Source organism: Spirosoma pulveris (genome assembly GCF_054781875.1).
On sequence record NZ_BAAGTO010000003.1, the window covers coordinates 207,553 to 227,768 of the forward strand.

Here is a 20,216-nt window from a genome sequence, read left to right on the forward strand (position 1 = left end):
GCGTGCTGAGCACGCTGAACATCGGCATCTAGTCGATAGCCTGCCTTTCCTGCCAAAAAACAAAAACCGGTCAGAACGATCGGTTTTTGTTTTTTGGCAATTCAATACAGGAAAATGGCTCTTCATGAGAGTATCAATGGGTGGCTGATTGAATAGGGTCTAACTATGCACCTGTTCAATCATTTATTCTTATGAAATACGTTATCACAACTTTCTTAATTCTGGGGACCATTGTGGTCAGCATGGCCCAAACCCGCGAAATTTATACCAGTTCAAATTTCAGTACGCTGGCAAAAGATCACAAAGTGCTGGCTATTCTGCCTTTCAAAACGACGCTTCAGCTGCGACCTAAAGAGGTCGAAAAAAACGGAGGACCAGCGGGTGTTGCTGCACTTGAAAAGCGGGAAGGGTTAGGCGTACAAAGCGCGGTTCATTCCTACTTCTTAAAGCGAAAAGAAAGTAACGACCTCAACATTGATGTGCAGGACCCGGCACGAACCAACGCTTTACTGGAGCGAAATGCCGTTACTTACGAAACCTTGTCGGGATTTACGGCTGAAGAGTTAGCCAGGATGCTGAGCGTTGATGCCATCGTTTCGGGCACGTTCGAGAGCACCCAGCCCATGTCAAACGGAGCCGCTGTGGCCATGGCGCTTACCATTGGTTATGGCGGACCAACAAATACGGGTAAAACAACCATCAGTATTAACGATGGAAAAACAGGTGAACTGCTCTGGAAATACGACAAAACGCTTTCGCGTGGGTTTGGTAGCAATACCGGCACCATTATTACAACCATCATGCGAAAGGCATCCCGGCAGTTGCCTTATGATAAGGATTTTAAGAACTAGCTTGATCGCCGATGACACAACGATCCCCCGCCGGAACACCAGCGGGGGATCGTTGTGCTAGGTCTTGCCGTCATAAAGACGGCAGACTAATAACTCAATAACCAATCAAATAAAAACCTGGTATTGCAATGTCAATTGCCCCCGTCGACCACCTGCCGAGATTGGCGACGTTGACGAAGAGGGTTCGTAGTAAGGCCGGTTCTGGTAATCGAGGGTGAACTTGCCGTTATGACCTTTGATCAGGTAGTTCAGGCCGATGTTATACACGCCGAGCGTATTGGTAACGCGCTGGTAACTGGCTAGCTGAGCTTGTACATAGGGCATCAGCGTGCCGTTGCCCGCGCCAAATAGATCACGTTTCATCAGATAGCCGAATTGGCCATATACCACACTACCCGTACCGAACATTGGAAAGGTGTTGCCCTGGGTGTTGCCTAAGCCACCGGGGCGCTGGGCGGCTGCAACGTCGCTGGCGGGGTTAAGTGCCCCGTTGAAACGCAGGTAATTGTTACCGTAATCGGTATGGAAATAGCCAAGGTACGCATTGACGGCCGTTCCTTTCGCTTTGTTCAGCGGCATATCCATGTACGCGGCTACCGACCATAAATTCATGTTCTCGTAAACCGTATCGCCCGGTGCTGCCAGATGAACCATTACTTTTTTCTGCGTGATGAAACCGGCCTCAAGGTTAAGTATGCGCCGGGCACCCAGGTAAGTGCCCGTAACATAGCCCGGAACCTGATTCGCTTCCTTGTCAAGAAACTGCCACATGAACAGGCCCTGGAATTGCTTATTATGCCCTTTCAGCGCAAAGATAGAATTGGCGCCGTAGGTTGGCAGGGCTGCACCGTTTGTCTGAATCGGAAACGGATCGCTCATGACAACCCGGTAGTCGAGATGACCAACCTGACCACGGGCGTAAAGGCTTAGCTTCCGCGAAAACTCATCCGTCTGGTCGACGGTAGCCTGCGCGAATACGGGTACGTCCATAGTCATGATGCTGCTGACGCTGGGGGAGGAAAACCGCGATAAGCCATTGACAATCGTTAGTCCGCCCCCAATTTTCAGGTAATCTTTATTTTTCCAGACTACGTATTCACTCACGGCATCGTGGAAGAAAGCCTGAATTTTTCGGTTCGATGAGCCTGTCTGGTTAAAGCCACCATTCAGGTAGTTGAAATTATTCATTCCAAACTGAAGGTACAGAAAGACGTGGTCGCTGATCTGCCCGAATAATTGCATCCGGGTTCGACGAAGGCCAATAGAGAGGGTGTTGTCTTTAGGTTCGCCAACCACCGTTGAGCCGGGGTTGCTTTGGTTGAACTGAAGCCAGGTCTGGTTTAAAAACGTCGCTTTAAAGAAATGGGTACCCGATTCGTTCAGGTTGTATTTCAATTCGTTTTTTTCCGCTACCGGTTTTAAACCGGGTGCCTGATTGGCTTTGTCGGAGATGACGATCGATGTTGCTGGCTTCTTCGTCGTGTCGGCGGGCAGGGTGGTGGGCTGCTGGGCAAAAGCCAACGGACTCGACAACAGCAACGCACTTACCAAAACAGGTTTCATAGATGTATTCATATAGCGGTAACTAGGGTGATAAACAAAGCTATTGCCGTTACCCGGAACAGAAGGCGCGTAGCAGTTAAATTGTAATTAAACTTAGGACGGAGGTAGCTAATCTGCATAAAAACCATTAGAAAAGAGCCAAAAAAAGCCGCCTGCTTCTAGCACAGGCGGCTCTTCCAGTTCAATATTTACATTACACTTCAGCATGTTTGGCGGGTACGGGCTTGTCTTTTTTACCCGTTATTCGGCCATACAATCGGCGCATCCCGTTGAATGCATTCTCGAATGTCAGATACACCGTTGGCACCAGCACGAGCGTCAGCAACAGCGAACTGATCAGACCACCGATGATTACCCAAGCCAGGCCGTTCTTCGATTCTGAACCGTCGCCCGTAGCCAGCGCCATGGGTAACAGGCCAATCGCCATGGCGATGGTTGTCATCAAAATAGGGCGTATCCGTTCGCGGCCTGCTTCGACGAGGGCATCGACGGTGCTTTTGCCTTCTTCTTTCTGGGCGTTGGCAAAGTCGACCAGCAGGATGGCGTTCTTGGCCACCAAGCCAATCAGCATGATCATCCCCAGCATAACGAAGAACGAGATCGCCTGCTCGGCCAGCGCCAGGGCGAGGAAGGCCCCGATGATGGCCATTGGAATGGAGAACAGGACAACGAACGGCCGGAAGTACGAGTTGTACAACGCAACCATCAGCAGATACACGAACGTGATCGCCAGACCCAGCGCAATACCCAGACTGCTGAACGCATCCGACTGCCGCTCCAGATCGCCCTTCAGCTGGTAGGTTACGCCACCCGGCAGTTGCTTGGTCTTAAGGATATTGTCGATTTCGGTACCCACGGTACCCGTCGGGCGGCCAACCACGTTGGCATTGACAAACAACGAACCTACCCGGTTGTAGCGTGTCAACTGCGTAGCACCCGTACCCAATTGCAGGTCAGCGATCTGTCGGATTTCGATCAATTTGCCCTGGGCATCCGGCACGGTCAGATTTCCGACATCATCTTTGCTCTGGCGGTTGAACTTGTTGAGCTCGACCCGTATGTCGTAATCGCGGCTGCCAACCCGGTATTTACTGTCTGTATTTCCCGAGAAAGCCGTTTGGAGCGTAGCGCCCACATTGGCTACCGAAACACCGTACTGCGCCATTTGGCGACGGTCCAGATTCACTTTAAGTTCGGGCTTTGGGTCATCGACGGCAAGCTCAACGTCGGTTGTACCACTCACCGATTTCACCACCTGCTTCACAACGGCGGCTGCCTGTTGTAGATCTTGCTGGGAGTTTCCTAACAACAGAATCTGAATGGGGGCTGCGTTGGCCCCACCCGTAATGCCCACTGGCGCCGATTTTACGTTCAGGCCGGGCGTTTTCATGATCTCGGCTTTCGTCTGAGCCGCAAATTGCTCAATAGAAATTTTTCGCTCGCCTTTCGGCACGATAGTAACCGTAATCTCAGCCTTGTGGTAGGGTGTTGAGCCAAGACCACCGCCCGAAGCCGAACTGGAATACCCAACGTTGCTATTGACTTTGGTGACCAGTTTGTTCTGCATCAACTGCTTCTCGATAACCTGACAGATGCGGTTGGTTTCGGCCAGACTGTTAAACGGTTCGCCCTCGATTTGGACAATAAATTCGCCCTGGTCACTTTGCGGGAAGAAGGTGGTTCCAATAAAACCACCGCCTACAAGACCGAACGAGCCAATCAGCAGGGTAATAGCCGTAAGATACACCCAGCGCTTATGACCCAGGCCCCAGACTAACAGCCGGGCGTAGCCGTGCTTGAGTGAGTCAAACTGCCGCTCGAACCAGGCCAGGAACCGCTTGCCGGGACTACGACCGCTGAGGTCGGTTTCTTTAGCGAATCGTGAAGCCAGCAGGGGCGTAATGGTGAACGACACGACCAGCGACATCAGCGTGGAGAAAACGACGACAAGCGAAAATTCTCGGATGATGTTCGCGATCAGTCCCTGTACGAAAACGAGCGGCAGAAACACCACCACGTCAACCATCGTAATGGCGAGGGCCGTAAAGCCAATTTCATTCCGTCCGTCGAGGGAGGCCGTACGCCGGTCTTTGCCCATTTCGAGGTGGCGGTAGATGTTTTCTAACACCACAATGGAGTCATCGACCAGAATACCAACCACCAGCGACAGCGCCATCAGCGTCATCAGATTGAGCGTAAAGCCCAGCAGATACATCGGCACGAATACCGAAATAATCGACGCCGGTACCGATACCATCACAATGAACGCGTTCCGGATACTGTGGAGGAACAGCAGCATCACCAGCGCTACCAGCACAACGGCAAACTCAAGGTCGAAAATAACCCCGTCGGCCGATGCGAGGGTGTAGGTAGAGGAGTCGCTGGTAACTTCGAACTTCAGACCGATGTTAGCGTACTTTTTCTCGATGCTACCCAGAATACCCCGTACCTGCTGGCTAATGGCCACCGCGTTGGCGTCGGTTTGTTTCTGAATGGAAATACCGATGGATTCGCGCCCGTTGATGCGGTTAATCGTTGTGGCATCCGAAACCCCGTCAATCACCGTGGCTACGTCCTGCAAGGTTACCTGCGTACCGTTCGTCGAGGTCAGAAGAGCCGCATTTCGGATCTGGTTGATGTCTGTAAACTTACCGGCCAGGCGAATGGCGTACTGTGCCTGATCGGTTTCGATGCGGCCGGTTGGGTAATCGAGGTTGGCCGAGTTGACCGCCTGCGTTACCTGAGCCAGCGAAAGGTTATACAGTTTCAGCTTGTTGGGGTCGACACTGATCCGGATTTCGCGCTCGCGGCCACCCGTTAAGGTCACCTGACCAACGCCGTCGACCTTCGTTAGCTGGGTTCGAATCTGGTCATCGACCAGGTCATAGAGCTTGGTCGCTTCCAGATTGGCCCGCACCCCCATCCGAATAACGGGAACGTCGTCCGTCGAGAATTTTTGTAGCGTTGGCGACTCTACTTCATCGGGTAGCTGCGACAACACGGCGTTGACTTTTCGCTGGGCATCCTGTAAGGCCTGGTTGGGGTCGGCACTGGCGCTCAACTCAATCTGAATAACAGAAAGTCCTTCCTGACTGGTTGAGCTTATGTTTTTCAGGTTTTCCAGCGACGATACCGCATCTTCGAGTTTACGAGTTACCGAGTTCTCTACTTCACCGGCAGCTGCACCGGGATAGGTCGTAATGACGGTTACAACGGCCGCGTCGAATTTAGGCAGAAGGGTGTAGTTGAGGCTTTTATAGGATATAATGCCCAACAGACCCAGGACCGTAAAAGCCACGACAACCAGCGTTGGGCGTTTGATGGCTATTTCAGTTACTGACATGTACTAGTTCGTTTTAGGGTTTACGGATTGACCGCTACGGATGTGTCTGATTTACTCGCCCCGGCAGCCCCAGAGCTGACCGTTACTTTAGCACCGTTACTCAAATTCAGCTGGCCATTGATCACCACGGGTTCACCCTGCTTCAGCCCTTCCAGCACCTGATACTGATCGCCGTTATCGTAGCCAAGCCGGATTTTACGCAAGCGGGCTACGTTATTCTGCACCACATACACACTGGCACTATCGGCACCGCCAACCAGCGCCCGGCGTGGAATGAATAAACCGGCAATGCCCTGTTTGAAAGTGAAACTGGCGTTGGCGAGTGTACCCGCTTTAAGCTGGTTTTTGCTATTATTCGTCAGGTACAGTTCAACCGGGTAGTTGTGCAGCGCATCGCCTTTCGGGCTGATGTAATGCACCGTTCCGGAGAAGGTCACGCCCGGAAATGCCTGAGCCGTAATGCGGGCTTTGTCGCCCAGTTTAAGTTGGTAAACGGCCTGCTCCGGCACATTGACAACCAGCTTCAGGTCCTGAAGGTTGATGACCGATGCCAGTACCGCACCCACGGCAACATATTCGCCATTCTCTACTTTCTTGTCATACACGTAGCCGCTGATGGGGGCCACCACCGCACCGTTGCCCAATACCCGTTGCTGCTGTTTTTCGTTCAGCAAGGCTGTGGCGTACTGGTCTTTGTACTTCTGGTAGGTTTCCTGGGTGACGGCTCCGCCCTTAAGCAAACGCTCATAGCGTTCCATTTCGCGTTTGGCATTTTCTACGGCCGTTTGATTGTTCTGGACCACAATGCCCTGAACGTCGTCCTGCACATAACCTACCTGCTGGCCTTTTTTGACATAGGTACCCAGCACCAGCTTAAAGTTCTGGAGTTTCCCCCGTGTCTCGGCAATGATATCGCCTTCGTTCTGTGCGGCTACGGTTCCTAATAGCGACAGGCTCTGGTCCAGGCGCTCAAAGGAAACGGGCGTCACATCGACAACGGGCGTTGTCTGAAACTGGACGGACGACGTTTTGGCCGCTTCAATATCTTTTTTGTTGTTGATCAATCGGAAAGCAATCAGCGCAATCAGGGCAGCTACCGCTCCAATAATTAATAGTCGTTTCATGGTAACTGGTTTTATTTTTGAGTGACGTATTGAAGAATAGTTCCCTGTGAATTTTCGTAATCCAAGCGTGCCTGATACAGACTAATGAGTCTGTTAGCCAAATTGTTCTGAGCCGTAGTCAGGGCATCTTTGGCATCAATCAGCGTGACGGATGTGGCAATCCCTTCCTTGTACTCGAGTTCAGTAACGGACAGGATTTTACGGGCCAGTTCGATGTTATCGCGTTCGCGCTGGATATCGATGACCAGATTCTGGTAACTGACCTGTGCGTTGCTCAAGCTCAACTGCGCCGACTCGCGCGCCAGAAGCTGCTGGAGCCGCAGCGTTTCCAGGTTCAACCGATTTTCCCGGTCGCGGTATTTACGTTGGTTTCCATCGAAGGGCGTCCAGTTAAGCGTCAGACCAATGGTCGAGCTTTTGAACCAAGGCAGACTCCCGTCGAAAAAGCTGAACGTTTGTCGCTGCGCGTTGGTGGCGTAAGTGCCATACAGTCCCAATGACGGGAAATAACCCCGGTTGTTCGACTGCCGGTTGAGGTCCTGCAATTGAGTGTTCAAAACTAACTGCCGGAAATCGGGCCGGTTCTCGAAAAAACGGCTGTCGGCCGCAGGCAACTCATTCACCTGTAGCTCTTTTTCAATTTCCAGTGGCTGAAGGGCCAGCGTTTCGCTGAGGGGCATTCCCATCTGGTATTTCAGTTGGTTGATAGCCTGCTCGTAACTGCGGTTCGACTGCTCCAGCTGAGATTGTAAATTGTTGCGATTCAGTTGAATACGGCCAAAGTCAATTTCGCGGGTTGTACCGTTCTTTAGCCGTACCTGTTCCTGCTGCAACAGCGTATCCGACGAGTTCAGGTTGCGAATGGTCAGGCGTCGCTGTAAATCAATGACCAATGTCTGGTAATAGGCATTGGCAATGTTATAAGCCTGAGTTTGCTCCGCCTGTAGCGTAGCCTGTGCCTGTACCTGGGTCGAGATTTTGGCCGCTTTCAGAGCCAGTCCAAAAGAAGGGTCGAAGAGCTTCTGGTCTACCCGCCCGGTTAGCGTAGAGCTATACTGGGTACCGAATTGAACGGGTAAAAAGGTGCCGGGTTGACCAAAAAACTCGCCAGGTAGCAGCTGAACCGGAATTTTAACGTTGTCGAGTACGGATCCTGATATCCCAACCTGTGGGAGATTTCGCCCGATAACCTGCTGTGTCTGGGCCAGCGATATTTGCTCATTGACCCGTGCTATTTTAATGTTCGGGTTATTGGCCCGTGCATACTCAACACACTGAGCGAGCGTAAACCCTCCCGGGGGTGCCGTCTGTGCGCTGGCCCACGTGGCCAGTGCGCTCAGCATCAGCAGCATCAGGGTAGTTTGCTTCATGCCTTTCATTCTGTTTGGGTATCTATGTCTAGTGAAAAATGGAATTACAAGCTTCGGATAAATCGGCGGATGGCGCGTTCAAATAATTGGTCTGGTTGTTTAAAGAGGGCTACCATTTTCGGGTCGTGTACATCTTCAAGAAGTTTAGCTCCCTGCTGCGGCTGGATGCTGGTGATCAGGTTAATGTAGCCCTGCATCAGGCAAAACCAGCTGAAGATGACTTCGCCGATGATCTCTGTATCGTGGCTGACAGCTTTAAAAAGGCTTTCAATTTTCTCTTTGGCTTCTTCCATGCCTTCCCGAACCATCTCCCGCTGCTGCTCCATGCGTTCGGGGTTGTGCATCAGCCGATATACTTCGGGCTGCTCATGCGCAAACGCCCATTGGCGCATCGACAGCCGGACAATTTTCTCTTCCGGGTTTAAGTCCATATCCAGAATTGCATCAAACACCCGACGGTTTTCGAGATGTCCTTCTTTGACAATGTTGAGGAGCACATCTTCTTTATTTTCGAAATGCTCGTACACGATCGGGGGCGTGTAGTCGATGGCGTCTGCTATGCTCCGGATCGTGACGGCATTCCAGTCCCTCTCACGGGCAATTTGGCGGGCGGCATCTAATATTCGCTGGCGGATCTCGGCTTTTTGCCGGATACGGCGGTCAGTAACGCTCATTTTCTAACATCTTTCAAATTTTCTAACAAAGATAGATTTTATTTGTTTCGTGAAATTCAACTTTTTTTAGAAATCAGCTAAATGGCTGTTTATAAACGCCGAAAGGCTATAACGTTCAGCCGAACATTATAGCCTTTCTTTAAATTATACTAAATTACATTTTTGCTTTATCGACTACTTCCAGTCACAAGCGGGCGCGAGCCATTCCTGACCCGGGTCAATAGGAGCGCCATCTGGTGCAGCAGGCGTAGCGGCTACCGGAATCGACGATGGATTGGTCTCGTACTGGGAGATCAGCCAGTATAAATAGTCGCCGGTAGCACCCGGTGAGGCTTCTGATGACAGGGAGTTTCTTGTGGGCAAATTGATGGATGGTTTACCCGCGTATTGGCTTTTTATACGCATGACGCCTTGATGGGCTGATTCCCGTACAGCACCGTCCAAGTCCTTATCCACGGCTAACTGCATCAGACTTTCCAGTACTTTCCGCTGGAGCATCCGCCGAATGGCACCGGTATAGGTAAAGTCTTTAAGCGTCTGACGGTAGGAAGCAGCACTGCGGTAAGTTGTTGTAATTAACTGATCGATGACCTGGTCGAGGCTCGGTAATGTACCATTGACAATCGACTGCTGACTGGCTAACCGGGCGCATCGTTCGGGATTTAACAGCATCCGAAGGGTCATGCCAGCCGCGGCTTCGGGTGGTCCCATCGGGTCGAACGTAATACCGGTCCGACGTTTAAAAACTTCCCGCGGATTGGGGTCGTACCGGAAGGGGCGGGGAGGAATCATCGCCAATACCGGAGCCGGAACGGCCAGGAAAGCCGGGTCGATGGTAGCCATCAGCGCGTCGATCGCCCGTTTCTGCTCGGCTGCCGGAACGGCCGAGAGTACTGGCTGGCCGTCGCCCCGTAGCGCATTGGTATACGTTTGCCCGCCCACTACCTTAGCCGCTGACTCGACCTGATATCGGTGAAACATGTACATGGGAACGAATACTTCCTCCAAAGTCGCCATGGGTGTACCAACCGGAATTTTCTTCTCGGAGAAGTTAGTTAGTGCTATCCGCCGAACATCTGACACCCGTTTCAATTCATCGACGGCATTGGCTCCATTATCCCAGAGGTGCGTGCCGGGGTGCGATGATCCTTCAGGCCGGGCGTCCTGATCGGTTAGGAAGGTTAATCCCGCTTTATGCATGTCGGTCACTACTTTTTCCAATGCCTGTTTTTCGTCCGTTCCGGCCGGAAACTGCTCATAGCCGTAGCGGATGCTCCATTTGTCGTAGTCGCCGATCCCTTTGGCATAGGCATCCGACAGGTCGATGCTGGCTCCTTTGATTTTGGCCACCATCGTTGGGTAATCCATCACCGACGCCCGGTTCTGAGTACTGGCGATGTAATTGTGTGGCAAGCCGAGCGTGTGGCCAACTTCATGCGCGGCCAACTGCCGAAGCCGTTCGAGCGACATCTGGAGCATGGGGTCCGACGTTGGACTGGCTGCACTGGCAAAATCACCCACCAGACCCTGCGCGATCAGGTAATCCTGCCGAACCCGTAACGAACCCAGCGTAACTTTTCCTTTGATGATTTCGCCGGTACGGGGGTCGATGATGCTGCCACCGTACGACCATCCACGCGTGGAACGATGAACCCACTGCACCAGATTATAGCGAACATCCATCGGATCGGCATCGGCGGGAAGCAGCTTCACCTGAAACGCATTTTTGTAACCGGCTGCCTCGAATGCCTGATTCCACCAGGCCGTACCTTCCATCAGCGCCGAGCGAATGGGTTCCGGCGTGCCGGGATCAAGGTAATACACAATGGGTTTTACAGCTTCGCTGACGGCCGCCGATGGGTCTTTTTTCTCCAGCCGGTGCCGGGAAATATACCGCTTCATGATTGGCTGGCTCACGGGTGTGGCGTAGTCGAAATACTCAATGCCGCCGTAGCCGATCCGCGGGTCGAACAGGCGAGGCTTGTAATTGGCATCGGGAAGCTGCACAAACGAATGGTGCTGGTGCATGGTCACCGCCGAGGGCGTTGGCACTACTTCGCGCAGATAAGCCCCCGGATTATCGCCGGTGAGGGTAATGATGGTTTCGAACTCGGTATTTTGTGGGAAGGCTTTCGTGCGGGGCAGATACATCGAACTGCGGGCCGGGTCGAACCGGAACGCACCTTGCTTGGTACGGGCAATGGCCTGCACGGCTCCTACGGCATCCTGCATCAGGAAGGGCGTCAGGTCGACCAGGACTTTGCCGTTTTCTTCAGCCACAATGTCGAAACCCGCATGAACGGATTTGGCGAAGGACTCTTCAACAGCCCGGCGTTCGAGTTGGTCGGTGGTAATGGCCCGGTACGCGTAGTTCGGTTCGATCAGCAAAACTTTAGGACCCGTCCGCTGAAATTTCACAATGTGTTCTTGTCCCAGACGGCCCCGGTCCAGCCCGATGTCGTTGGAACCAACCCCCTGCGCCAGCGTCGGGTAATACAGAAACTCGGTGTCGAAGGAGGAAATTTCGAGCCAGATTTTGCCTTTTTTCGCATCCCAGTAATAGGTCATAAAACCGGGGTTGCGCTCCATGCCATTGGTAAACGTGGCGATGCCTGCCGAAGTGCCAGTGGTGCTGGTTGGCTGGGCCGAGAGTAGGAAAGGGATAGTAAGGAATAAATAAAGAACTGAGAGTACCTTTTTGTGCATGTTGACGTGAGGTTGTAATTCAGGACCAAGTTACGGTAAAAGCGTATATCGACAGTAGATCCGTTTATAAAAGGGTAGCCCGTCAATACTTTCTGTGGTATTGACGGGCTATTGTAATTATTTCTAAAATTTTTACTGCTACCGTAAGCGGTCGGATCCCCGAACCAGTTTTTCATCACGCCGGATAAACCGGTTGGCTAATGCATTGAAAACCAAAGCGCCCACAATGGCATAAAAGCCGGTCAGAAAGGTGCCCTGGTCAGAAGGGTTGCCAAATTCTTTACCGGCATACAACGTCCGGTAAAGGATAATACCCATTATAGAGGTCAGCATGAGTGCGTTTACGGCACACAGAGCCGTCTGAGTGAGCCGATTTTTAAACTGAAAAATAGCGTAGAGAGAAGACAGCCCCACCAACCCGATTAACAAACCTAAATACCAGACGGACACCTCGAACGTAACCGGAGTCGACTGCGTTGGCACGCCTGCCTGTGGCAAAGCGGCTCGTTGCTGGGTGTATTGTAAAGCCGTGAGTTTCGCTGTTTCGAGCGATTGAGTACCCACTTTTTCCCAGATAGGATTAGACAGGGCTATGCCCATGGCAACGACAATAAGAAACAAAAATATCGTTTGAACGCGTTGAATCATTGTTAATTTGAATGAGTAATGAATAAGCGTCAGTGAAGACTGGTTAACGCTGCAGAAACGCGAGGTTTATGAACAAATCACCTTGCCAACAGCAACGCCCCAATGGCCACCACTGAACTGGACGCAAAAATAGGCCAAAAACGACAGATAATGAAAGCAGATATTCGCCTGATGGTAACCGCCGATGGTTCGCACACGGCCATTAATCAGGCGCTCGATAAGCCCTATCACTCCATCCATGGCGCTTATCAGGAGTCGCAGCGCGTTTATATTGAGCTGGGTTTGCTGGCTGCCTTCGACAAATTTCCTGGTACTGACCTGCATATTTTCGAAATGGGCTTTGGTACGGGACTGAATGCCTTGCTAACGGCTCGCGAAGCACAGATCCATCAACGACGGGTAATCTACTCGGCCATTGACGCGTATCCAATGGACATAGCCGATGCCCGTCAGCTTAACTACGATGCGTTTTTTGGCACGGATTATTTACCCAAACTTCATGAATCGCCCTGGAACAAGCCCGTTGAGATAAACTCCGGCTTTACACTAACCAAAAAGGAGGGTAACGTGCAGGACATGGATATACCGGATCGGTTTCATGTCATTTACTTTGATGCGTTTGCACCAACGGCCCAACCTGAACTCTGGGAACCGGAAATCTTCGACAAAATGGCCCGCTTATTGCTGCCGGGTGGTATATTAACGACCTATTGTTCGAGGAGTTATGTGCAGCGCAACATGCGGGCGGCCGGGCTTATTGTTGAAAAGCACTCCGGACCTTTGCATAAACGGGATGTTATCCGGGCCGTAAAAATGGAGTGAGTGGACAGCATCTCACGGCCGCCGGACTCGTGCTGAAATCCTTTGCCGGACTTGTCGTTAAAATGACGCCTTGTCGCTAATTTTATGAACTCCCGTACGTTATTTACTAAACTAACAACAGCCCCAATGAATCGTCTGCTTCTCTTTTTTGCAGCTTTCGTTTTGCTCACGATCAGCGCATTCCGAACCAACTTGCCCATTGAGCCAGCCAGAGTAACCCCCCTTGCCGAGGCTAAGCACATTAACTGGCTGACCATTCAGGAAGCCTACGTACTGACACAAAAGAAGCCAAAGAAATTTGTGGTAGACGTATACACCGATTGGTGCGGCTGGTGCAAGGTGATGGATCGGGAAACCTTCTCGAAACCCGCTATTGTCGACTATGTGAACGAGAATTACTACGCTGTTCGGTTCAACGCCGAGCAAACCGCCGATGTGACCTTGGGCAAACAAACCTTCAAGTACATCAGTGGTGGAAGCCGGGGCGTTCATGAACTGGCCGCTGCCTTGCTGAAAAATCAGATGAGTTACCCAACGACGGTCTTCCTGGATGAAAAATTTAATCTGATTCAACCAATACCCGGATACCTGGAGCCGAGAACGTTCCACCAGATCATCACGTACTTTGGGAAGAATTATCATCAGAAAGAACCATTCGAGCAGTACAAAACAGGCTCATACAAAGAATATCAATCGTCGCTGACAGCCGGCAAATAAGCCAATACCCAATAAGCACGCGGATCGAACGGCGGTAATGGATTAGAACGGATTTATCTGTTTTTATCCATTGCCGCCGTTCGATCCGCGTGCCTATTTTTAGTTAAATTTGTATCCTTTCATCAACCTCAATCAACTGTCAACACAATGACAAAACGAATAAGTTTTATAGTGACAGGTGCCCTGGCCATTGCGTTTATAGCTGCAGGTCCCCGAAAATTTATTGACCCGCAAAACATGGATTTATCAGTGAAGCCCGGTGATAATTTCTATCAGTATGCCAATGGAAACTGGCTTCGTCAAAATGCTGTTCCAGCGTCTAAAACTTCATGGGGTAGTTTCAATGAGCTTCGCGATAAGAGTCTGGATGCGATGAAGACCCTGCTCGAGGATGCGTCCAAAACCACGACAAAAGGTCGGCTATATCAGATGGTCGGCGATTACTACATGAGCGGTATGGATAGCCTGACGATTGAGAAGCGTGGGTTCGATCCAATTAAACCGGAACTGGCCCGTATCGAAAAAGTCAATAACAAAGCGGCTTTCATGGATGAACTGGCTTACCAGCGCACACAGAGCAATGGTATGCTGTTTGGCTTCTTCGTTAGCCAGGATCGGAAAAACGTTTCCAAGTATCTGCCGCAGTTTAGCCAGGGTGGCACCACGCTGCCCGACCGTGATTATTACCTGAAAGAGGATGCCCGTAGTGTAAAAATTCGGGATGCGTACCGGGACAATCTGACCAAAATGTTCGGCCTGATCGGTGAAGAACCAACTCAGGCATCGCAGGATGCCGATGTAGTGATGCGCGTAGAAACGGCACTGGCAAAAGCCCAGATGCCCCGTGTGGAAATGCGTGATCCTTACAAAACGTACAACAAACTAACCGTTGCCAATTTCAGTAAACTAACGCCTGGCATCAACTGGGCCGATCAGCTGACTAAGTTCGGCGCGAAAGGGCAGGACACGGTTCTGGTACAAAGTCCGGCGTTTTTCCGCTCGCTGGATAGCCTGGTAGCCGCTACACCCATCGAAGATCTGCGCACCTACATGCGCTGGAACATTTTGAAAGGGGCCGCTCCGTTTCTGAGCGATGCATTTGTAAAACAAAATTTTGCCTTCTCAAAAGTACTGACCGGCCAAAAAGAACAGACACCCCGCTGGCAGCGTGTGAGCGGCCTGATTGACAATTCGCTTGGTGATTTGTTGGGTCAGCTGTACGTTCAACGTTACTTCAAACCCGAAGCCAAACAGCGCATGCTGACATTGGTTGGGAATCTCGAAGACTCTTACAAAGAGCACATCAAAAACCTCGACTGGATGAGCGAGGATACCAAGAAGAAAGCGCTCACGAAGTTAGTTTCCTTCAAGCGTAAAATTGGTTATCCCGACAAATGGAAGAACTACGATGGCGTTACCATTGCCCGCAATGATTACTACGGTAACGTAAAGTCGGCCAGCAAATGGTCGTACAACTACATGATTAACCGCCTGGGTAAACCAGTAGACAAAACGGAATGGGGGATGACACCGCCAACGGTAAATGCTTATTACAATCCTGTCAACAACGAAATTGCGTTCCCAGCGGCTATCCTGCAATTCCCTTTCTTTGATTTCGATGCAGACGATGCCATTAATTACGGCGGTATCGGAGCTGTGATTGGCCACGAAATGACGCATGGATTCGATGACTCGGGCCGTCAGTATGATGCCGATGGAACACTCCGCGATTGGTGGACCAAGACAGATGCCGATAACTTTAAGAAACGGGCCGATCAGGTAAAAGAACAGTTCTTTGGGTTCAAAGTACTGGATTCCATCAAAGTGAATGGTCAGCTAACCCTGGGTGAAAATCTCGCCGATCTGGGCGGCTTGGCCATCGCCTACGATGCCTTCAAGAAGACAGCACAAGGTAAGTCGAGCGGTAAAAAGAGCATGATTGATGGCTTCACGCCCGATCAGCGTTTTTTCCTGTCGTGGGCGCAGGTATGGCGTATTAATGTTTTACCCGAAACTCAGGCACAGTTGATCATGACCGACCCACACGCGCCGGGCTTATATCGCTGCAATGGTCCCTTGTCGAATATCAACGCCTGGTATCAGGCCTTCAATGTTCAGGCGAGCGACAAGATGTACAAGAAACCGGAAGACCGAATTAAGGTCTGGTAAGGTTGAACTAAACGGTAAAGAAAACCGAGCCGAATCAATTTGGCGCGGTTTTCTTTATTAGTAGATGGGAGAAGTCACTCCACGATCTCTCGAAACCCGTATAGCAATGGTGTCTTTCTTTGCGTAGATTTCTTCGGTTAAAAGCTTAAGCACCTAAACCAGACCATTCCTGTCTATGAAATCGCCACAAATTATACTTGCTGCCCTGATACTTGTGCTGTCCTGTCAAACCAAACCGAAACAGGAAGCAAAAACACCGGGTACAACGGCCGTTGACGATAGTGCCACTGCCTTATCGAAGCGTCCCGGACCGGACACACCCCGCTCAGCCGCTGATCGACTGGTGAGAGCCCTCTATTTTGAGCACAACAAAACAGAAAACCCCATGCGCGAGACAAAAGATCGAACGCTGATCGAACAGTTTTTTGCAAAACCAACGGCCGAGCTTATCTGGAACGACGCTAAAAAATCGGTGGGCAAACTAAATAGAAAAAAAATAAATGGTCTGTACAACGCCCCCGATGAGGCTGTAAAAAAGACCTGGGTGCTGCCTGCTGTTGTTGGCGGAACAAGAGCCATTGTCTATGTAACATTTGAGAATAAGGCTAAACCTGAGGAAATTAGAGTAGATATGCAACAAACGGCAGGTCGGTGGCGAATCACGGATATACGTTATCCTGACGGAACCCTGTTGAGTCAACTGGTCCAATAATATTTATCGTTCTGTAAATTATTTTTAGACCATCTGTTGACAACACCGTAAAATCGTGTAATTTTGCAACTCCAAACCGGGAACGGGGCAGGAATTGTTCTTTAACAGTGCTTTTTGGGGAGTTTCCAGAGTGGCCAAATGGATCAGACTGTAAATCTGCTGGCGTACGCCTTCGGAGGTTCGAATCCTCCACTCCCCACCGTTTAGTGAATAGTTAATTAGTGATGGGTTGTACCAGTTACGGCGCTATGATTAACTGACCACTAAGTTTGCGGAAGTAGCTCAATTGGTAGAGCGATAGCCTTCCAAGCTATAGGTTGCGGGTTCGAGACCCGTCTTCCGCTCAATTAGTAAAGTAATAGCTTTAAATACGCTATGAAGTGACCGGGATCGCTCGCGATCAAGTTCAGTTTCACTTTACTGATTACACTGTTAGAAACAAGCCGTTATAGCTCAGCGGTAGAGCACTTCCTTGGTAAGGAAGAGGTCCGGGGTTCAAGTCCCCGTAACGGCTCAAGGCTTCTTCGTGAAGTCTTTTTGAGTTTTAAGCCAAAACGGCGTCAGACCTCAATTGGGGTGATCTCGTCCGGCTTAATTGACGTTCAGCGAGTTCATCCAATAACAAAAACAGTTCACAATAGCGTTTTAAAAACATGGCAAAAGAGAATTTTGACCGCTCGAAACCGCACGTAAACATCGGTACGATTGGTCACGTTGACCACGGTAAAACGACGCTGACGGCTGCCATTACGAAAGTGCTGGCCGAAAAGGGTCTGGCCGCAATTCGGGACTTCTCCTCGATTGACAACGCTCCGGAAGAAAAAGAGCGTGGTATCACCATCAATACATCGCACGTTGAGTATTCAACGGCAAACCGCCACTATGCACACGTTGACTGCCCAGGTCACGCCGACTATGTGAAAAACATGGTAACTGGTGCTGCGCAGATGGACGGTGCTATCCTTGTGGTAGCTGCAACGGATGGACCAATGCCACAAACGCGTGAGCACATTCTGCTCGCTCGTCAGGTAGGTGTTCCTCAGCTCGTTGTGTTCATGAACAAAGTGGACATGGTGGACGATCCGGAGTTGCTCGAACTCGTTGAAATGGAAATCCGCGAATTGTTGAGCTTCTATAACTTCGACGGTGACAACATCCCAGTTATTCAAGGTTCGGCGCTTGGTGGCCTGAACGGCGATGCTCAGTGGGTTAAAACCATTGAAGAGTTGATGCAGAGTGTGGATGATTTCATTCCCCTGCCTCCTCGTATGACTGATCTTCCATTCCTTATGCCCGTAGAGGACGTATTCTCGATCACAGGTCGTGGTACAGTTGCTACCGGTCGTATCGAACGGGGTATCATCAACTCAGGCGAACAAGTTGAGATCCTGGGTATGGGTGCTGAAAACCTGAAATCAGTTGTAACGGGTGTTGAAATGTTCCGGAAAATTCTGGACCGTGGTGAAGCCGGTGACAACGTAGGTCTTCTGCTCCGTGGTATTGAAAAAACCGATATCCGTCGTGGTATGGTTATTTGTAAGCCAGGTTCGGTAACCCCACACTTGAAGTTCAAGGCTGAGGTTTACGTTCTGTCGAAAGAAGAAGGTGGTCGTCACACACCATTCTTTAACAAATACCGTCCGCAGTTCTACTTCCGTACCACAGACGTAACAGGTGAGATCACACTGCCTGCAAACGTTGAGATGGTAATGCCCGGTGATAACATCACCATCGAAGTAAGTCTGATCAACAAGATCGCTATGGAAAAAGGTCTTCGTTTCGCTATTCGCGAAGGTGGCCGTACCGTAGGTGCCGGTCAGGTAACGGAAATCCTCGACTAAGGTAAATAATTGAAAACAAGTGCATTTCTTAACGGAGATGCACTTGTTTTTTTAATATTAGTTCGTACTTTTGCAGTCCAATTCGGGGCACGCCGAATAGACCAGTAACAAACGGGTGTAGTTCAAGGGTAGAATAGCGGTCTCCAAAACCGTTGATGGGAGTTCGAATCTCTCCACCCGTGCCAATCCCTTACATTAACATGGACAAGTTTATTTCGTTTCTGAAAGCCTCCTGGGAGGAAGTTCAGCACAACGTGACTTGGCCCAAATTCAGCGATCTGCAATCCAGTTCAACGCTGGTACTGGTAGCATCGCTGATTTTTGCGCTATTAGTCGGTCTAATAGATTTAGTATTCGAGAACGGACTGAATGCATTCTATCAGTCATTCTAAAAACAAGTCATAGATAGTCAGAGCATGGTTTGAGATTGTCAGGAATTGCGTCACTGCTTCTTGACTATACCTACCAACGGTTGACGATACTTGACAACAAATGACAAAGCAATGAGCGGCATACAGTGGTACGTCATACGGGCTGTGTCAGGGCAGGAAAAGAAGATCAAATCCTACCTTGATAACGAAATTATCCGGCAAAAATTGGACGAAGTGATTCCGCAGGTTCTTATTCCGGCGGAAAAGGTGTACGAAATGCGCAACGGTAAGAAACGCGTTCGGGAGAAATCATTTTTCCCTGGCTACATCCTTATTTCGGCTGATCTGGGTAATAACCGGGCACTCGATATGATTCTGAACATGCCGGGCGTATTAGGCTTTCTAGGCAATTCGCAGGCTGGAACAACCTCGAAAGTGCCCGTTCCATTACGGCAGGCTGAAGTAAACCGCATCCTTGGTAAAGTTGACGAAGAAGCGCAGGAAGTTGCTACGCCAACCGTTGCTTACCTCAAAGGTGAGTCCGTTAAAGTTGTTGATGGTCCATTTGGTGGATTCATTGGCACAGTAGAAGAAGTATTCGACGACCGGAAGAAAGTGAACGTCGTTGTTAAGATATTTGGCCGGAATACACCGGTAGAACTCAGTTACGCGCAAGTAGAAAAGGAACTCTGATTAGTCGTCAGATTCCATGGTCGGGCGTCCTATGCTTCCCTCAGAGGACAAACGATCAAAACAGGTTGGTTTACTATGAAGGAACCTGGACCGGTTATGTGACTAACTCCCAGGCAACGTAAATTGTAGATCGTAACTCAATTACCACAATGGCAAAAGAAGTAGGTGGCTACGTAAAGCTGCAAGTCAAAGGTGGGCAAGCCAATCCCTCACCGCCGATCGGTCCGGCACTGGGTTCCAAGGGTTTAAATATCATGGAATTCTGTAAGCAATTCAACGGCCGGACGCAAGATAAAATGGGTACGGTGCTGCCAGTCTTGATCACGTATTATAAGGATAAATCCTTTGATTTCGTTATCAAAACTCCACCGGCACCGATTCTGCTGTTGGAAGCAGCTAAGCTGAAAGGCGGCTCTGCTCAACCAAACCGCAACAAAGTGGGCTCTGTAACATGGGACCAAATCCGGACAATCGCGGAAACGAAGATGCCCGATTTGAACGCCTTTACAGTAGAGTCTGCAATGAAGCAGGTGGCCGGTACGGCCCGCAGCATGGGAATCACGGTGACGGGCACAGCGCCCTTCGAGAACTAATAGACTTGCCGAAGCAAAC

The 20,216-nt window shown here is 50.4% G+C and carries 16 protein-coding genes and 4 tRNA genes; 13 read left to right on the plus strand and 7 right to left on the minus strand.

The genetic code is table 11. From position 1 onward, the window contains the following. Positions 1 to 191: 191 nt before the first annotated feature. Positions 192 to 851: a hypothetical protein gene (locus ACYVJM_RS13655; protein ID WP_461148797.1), complete on the plus strand. Its 660-nt coding sequence runs from the start codon at positions 192 to 194 to the stop codon at positions 849 to 851. A gap of 105 nt (positions 852 to 956) precedes the next feature. On the opposite strand, the gene ACYVJM_RS13660 is transcribed toward ACYVJM_RS13655, so the two are convergent. The 7 genes from ACYVJM_RS13660 to ACYVJM_RS13690 form a co-directional block, all read right to left on the minus strand. Further along, complete coding sequence (locus ACYVJM_RS13660; RefSeq protein ID WP_461148798.1) at positions 957 to 2,414, minus strand: hypothetical protein; 1,458 nt, start codon at positions 2,412 to 2,414, stop codon at positions 957 to 959. Positions 2,415 to 2,607: 193 nt separating this feature from the next. Continuing rightward, on the minus strand, positions 2,608 to 5,757 hold the full coding sequence (locus ACYVJM_RS13665; RefSeq protein ID WP_461148799.1) for an efflux RND transporter permease subunit: 3,150 nt from the start codon (positions 5,755 to 5,757) through the stop codon (positions 2,608 to 2,610). 20 nt (positions 5,758 to 5,777) lie between these two features. Beyond that, positions 5,778 to 6,881: an efflux RND transporter periplasmic adaptor subunit gene (locus tag ACYVJM_RS13670; protein ID WP_461148800.1), complete on the minus strand. Its 1,104-nt coding sequence runs from the start codon at positions 6,879 to 6,881 to the stop codon at positions 5,778 to 5,780. An 11-nt stretch (positions 6,882 to 6,892) separates the two neighbouring features. Then, complete coding sequence (locus ACYVJM_RS13675; protein WP_461148801.1) at positions 6,893 to 8,251, minus strand: TolC family protein; 1,359 nt, start codon at positions 8,249 to 8,251, stop codon at positions 6,893 to 6,895. Between the two features lie 44 nt (positions 8,252 to 8,295). After that, positions 8,296 to 8,925, minus strand: coding sequence for a TetR/AcrR family transcriptional regulator (locus ACYVJM_RS13680; RefSeq protein WP_461148802.1), 630 nt, complete (start codon positions 8,923 to 8,925; stop codon positions 8,296 to 8,298). Positions 8,926 to 9,099: 174 nt separating this feature from the next. Next, positions 9,100 to 11,631 (minus strand): zinc-dependent metalloprotease, encoded by a 2,532-nt coding sequence (locus tag ACYVJM_RS13685; protein WP_461148803.1) that lies wholly within the window; start codon positions 11,629 to 11,631, stop codon positions 9,100 to 9,102. A 138-nt stretch (positions 11,632 to 11,769) separates the two neighbouring features. Next, positions 11,770 to 12,279: a DUF4293 domain-containing protein gene (locus tag ACYVJM_RS13690; RefSeq protein WP_461148804.1), complete on the minus strand. Its 510-nt coding sequence runs from the start codon at positions 12,277 to 12,279 to the stop codon at positions 11,770 to 11,772. A gap of 102 nt (positions 12,280 to 12,381) precedes the next feature. Here ACYVJM_RS13690 and mnmC2 point away from each other — a divergent pair, with 102 nt between their 5' ends. The 12 genes from mnmC2 (at position 12,382) to rplK (ending at position 20,197) form a co-directional block, all read left to right on the plus strand. Further along, positions 12,382 to 13,101: a tRNA (5-methylaminomethyl-2-thiouridine)(34)-methyltransferase MnmC2 gene (gene mnmC2, locus ACYVJM_RS13695; RefSeq protein WP_461148805.1), complete on the plus strand. Its 720-nt coding sequence runs from the start codon at positions 12,382 to 12,384 to the stop codon at positions 13,099 to 13,101. A gap of 126 nt (positions 13,102 to 13,227) precedes the next feature. Then, complete coding sequence (locus ACYVJM_RS13700; protein ID WP_461148806.1) at positions 13,228 to 13,818, plus strand: thioredoxin family protein; 591 nt, start codon at positions 13,228 to 13,230, stop codon at positions 13,816 to 13,818. 147 nt (positions 13,819 to 13,965) lie between these two features. Further along, positions 13,966 to 15,987: a M13 family metallopeptidase gene (locus ACYVJM_RS13705; RefSeq protein WP_461148807.1), complete on the plus strand. Its 2,022-nt coding sequence runs from the start codon at positions 13,966 to 13,968 to the stop codon at positions 15,985 to 15,987. Between the two features lie 175 nt (positions 15,988 to 16,162). Continuing rightward, positions 16,163 to 16,699, plus strand: coding sequence for a hypothetical protein (locus ACYVJM_RS13710; protein WP_461148808.1), 537 nt, complete (start codon positions 16,163 to 16,165; stop codon positions 16,697 to 16,699). 116 nt (positions 16,700 to 16,815) lie between these two features. Continuing rightward, positions 16,816 to 16,898, plus strand: a tRNA-Tyr gene (locus ACYVJM_RS13715). Between the two features lie 72 nt (positions 16,899 to 16,970). Continuing rightward, positions 16,971 to 17,043, plus strand: a tRNA-Gly gene (locus ACYVJM_RS13720). 98 nt (positions 17,044 to 17,141) lie between these two features. Further along, positions 17,142 to 17,213 (plus strand) — tRNA-Thr (locus ACYVJM_RS13725). Positions 17,214 to 17,352: 139 nt separating this feature from the next. Then, a complete protein-coding gene (gene tuf, locus ACYVJM_RS13730) occupies positions 17,353 to 18,540 on the plus strand; it encodes an elongation factor Tu (protein WP_012928968.1) in 1,188 nt (395 codons plus the stop codon). Between the two features lie 111 nt (positions 18,541 to 18,651). Then, positions 18,652 to 18,725 (plus strand) — tRNA-Trp (locus ACYVJM_RS13735). Between the two features lie 15 nt (positions 18,726 to 18,740). Continuing rightward, positions 18,741 to 18,932 (plus strand): preprotein translocase subunit SecE, encoded by a 192-nt coding sequence (gene secE / locus ACYVJM_RS13740; protein ID WP_012928967.1) that lies wholly within the window; start codon positions 18,741 to 18,743, stop codon positions 18,930 to 18,932. A gap of 111 nt (positions 18,933 to 19,043) precedes the next feature. Next, on the plus strand, positions 19,044 to 19,604 hold the full coding sequence (gene nusG, locus ACYVJM_RS13745; protein WP_461148809.1) for a transcription termination/antitermination protein NusG: 561 nt from the start codon (positions 19,044 to 19,046) through the stop codon (positions 19,602 to 19,604). Positions 19,605 to 19,753: 149 nt separating this feature from the next. After that, positions 19,754 to 20,197: a 50S ribosomal protein L11 gene (gene rplK / locus ACYVJM_RS13750; RefSeq protein ID WP_012928965.1), complete on the plus strand. Its 444-nt coding sequence runs from the start codon at positions 19,754 to 19,756 to the stop codon at positions 20,195 to 20,197. Positions 20,198 to 20,216 lie beyond the last annotated feature (19 nt).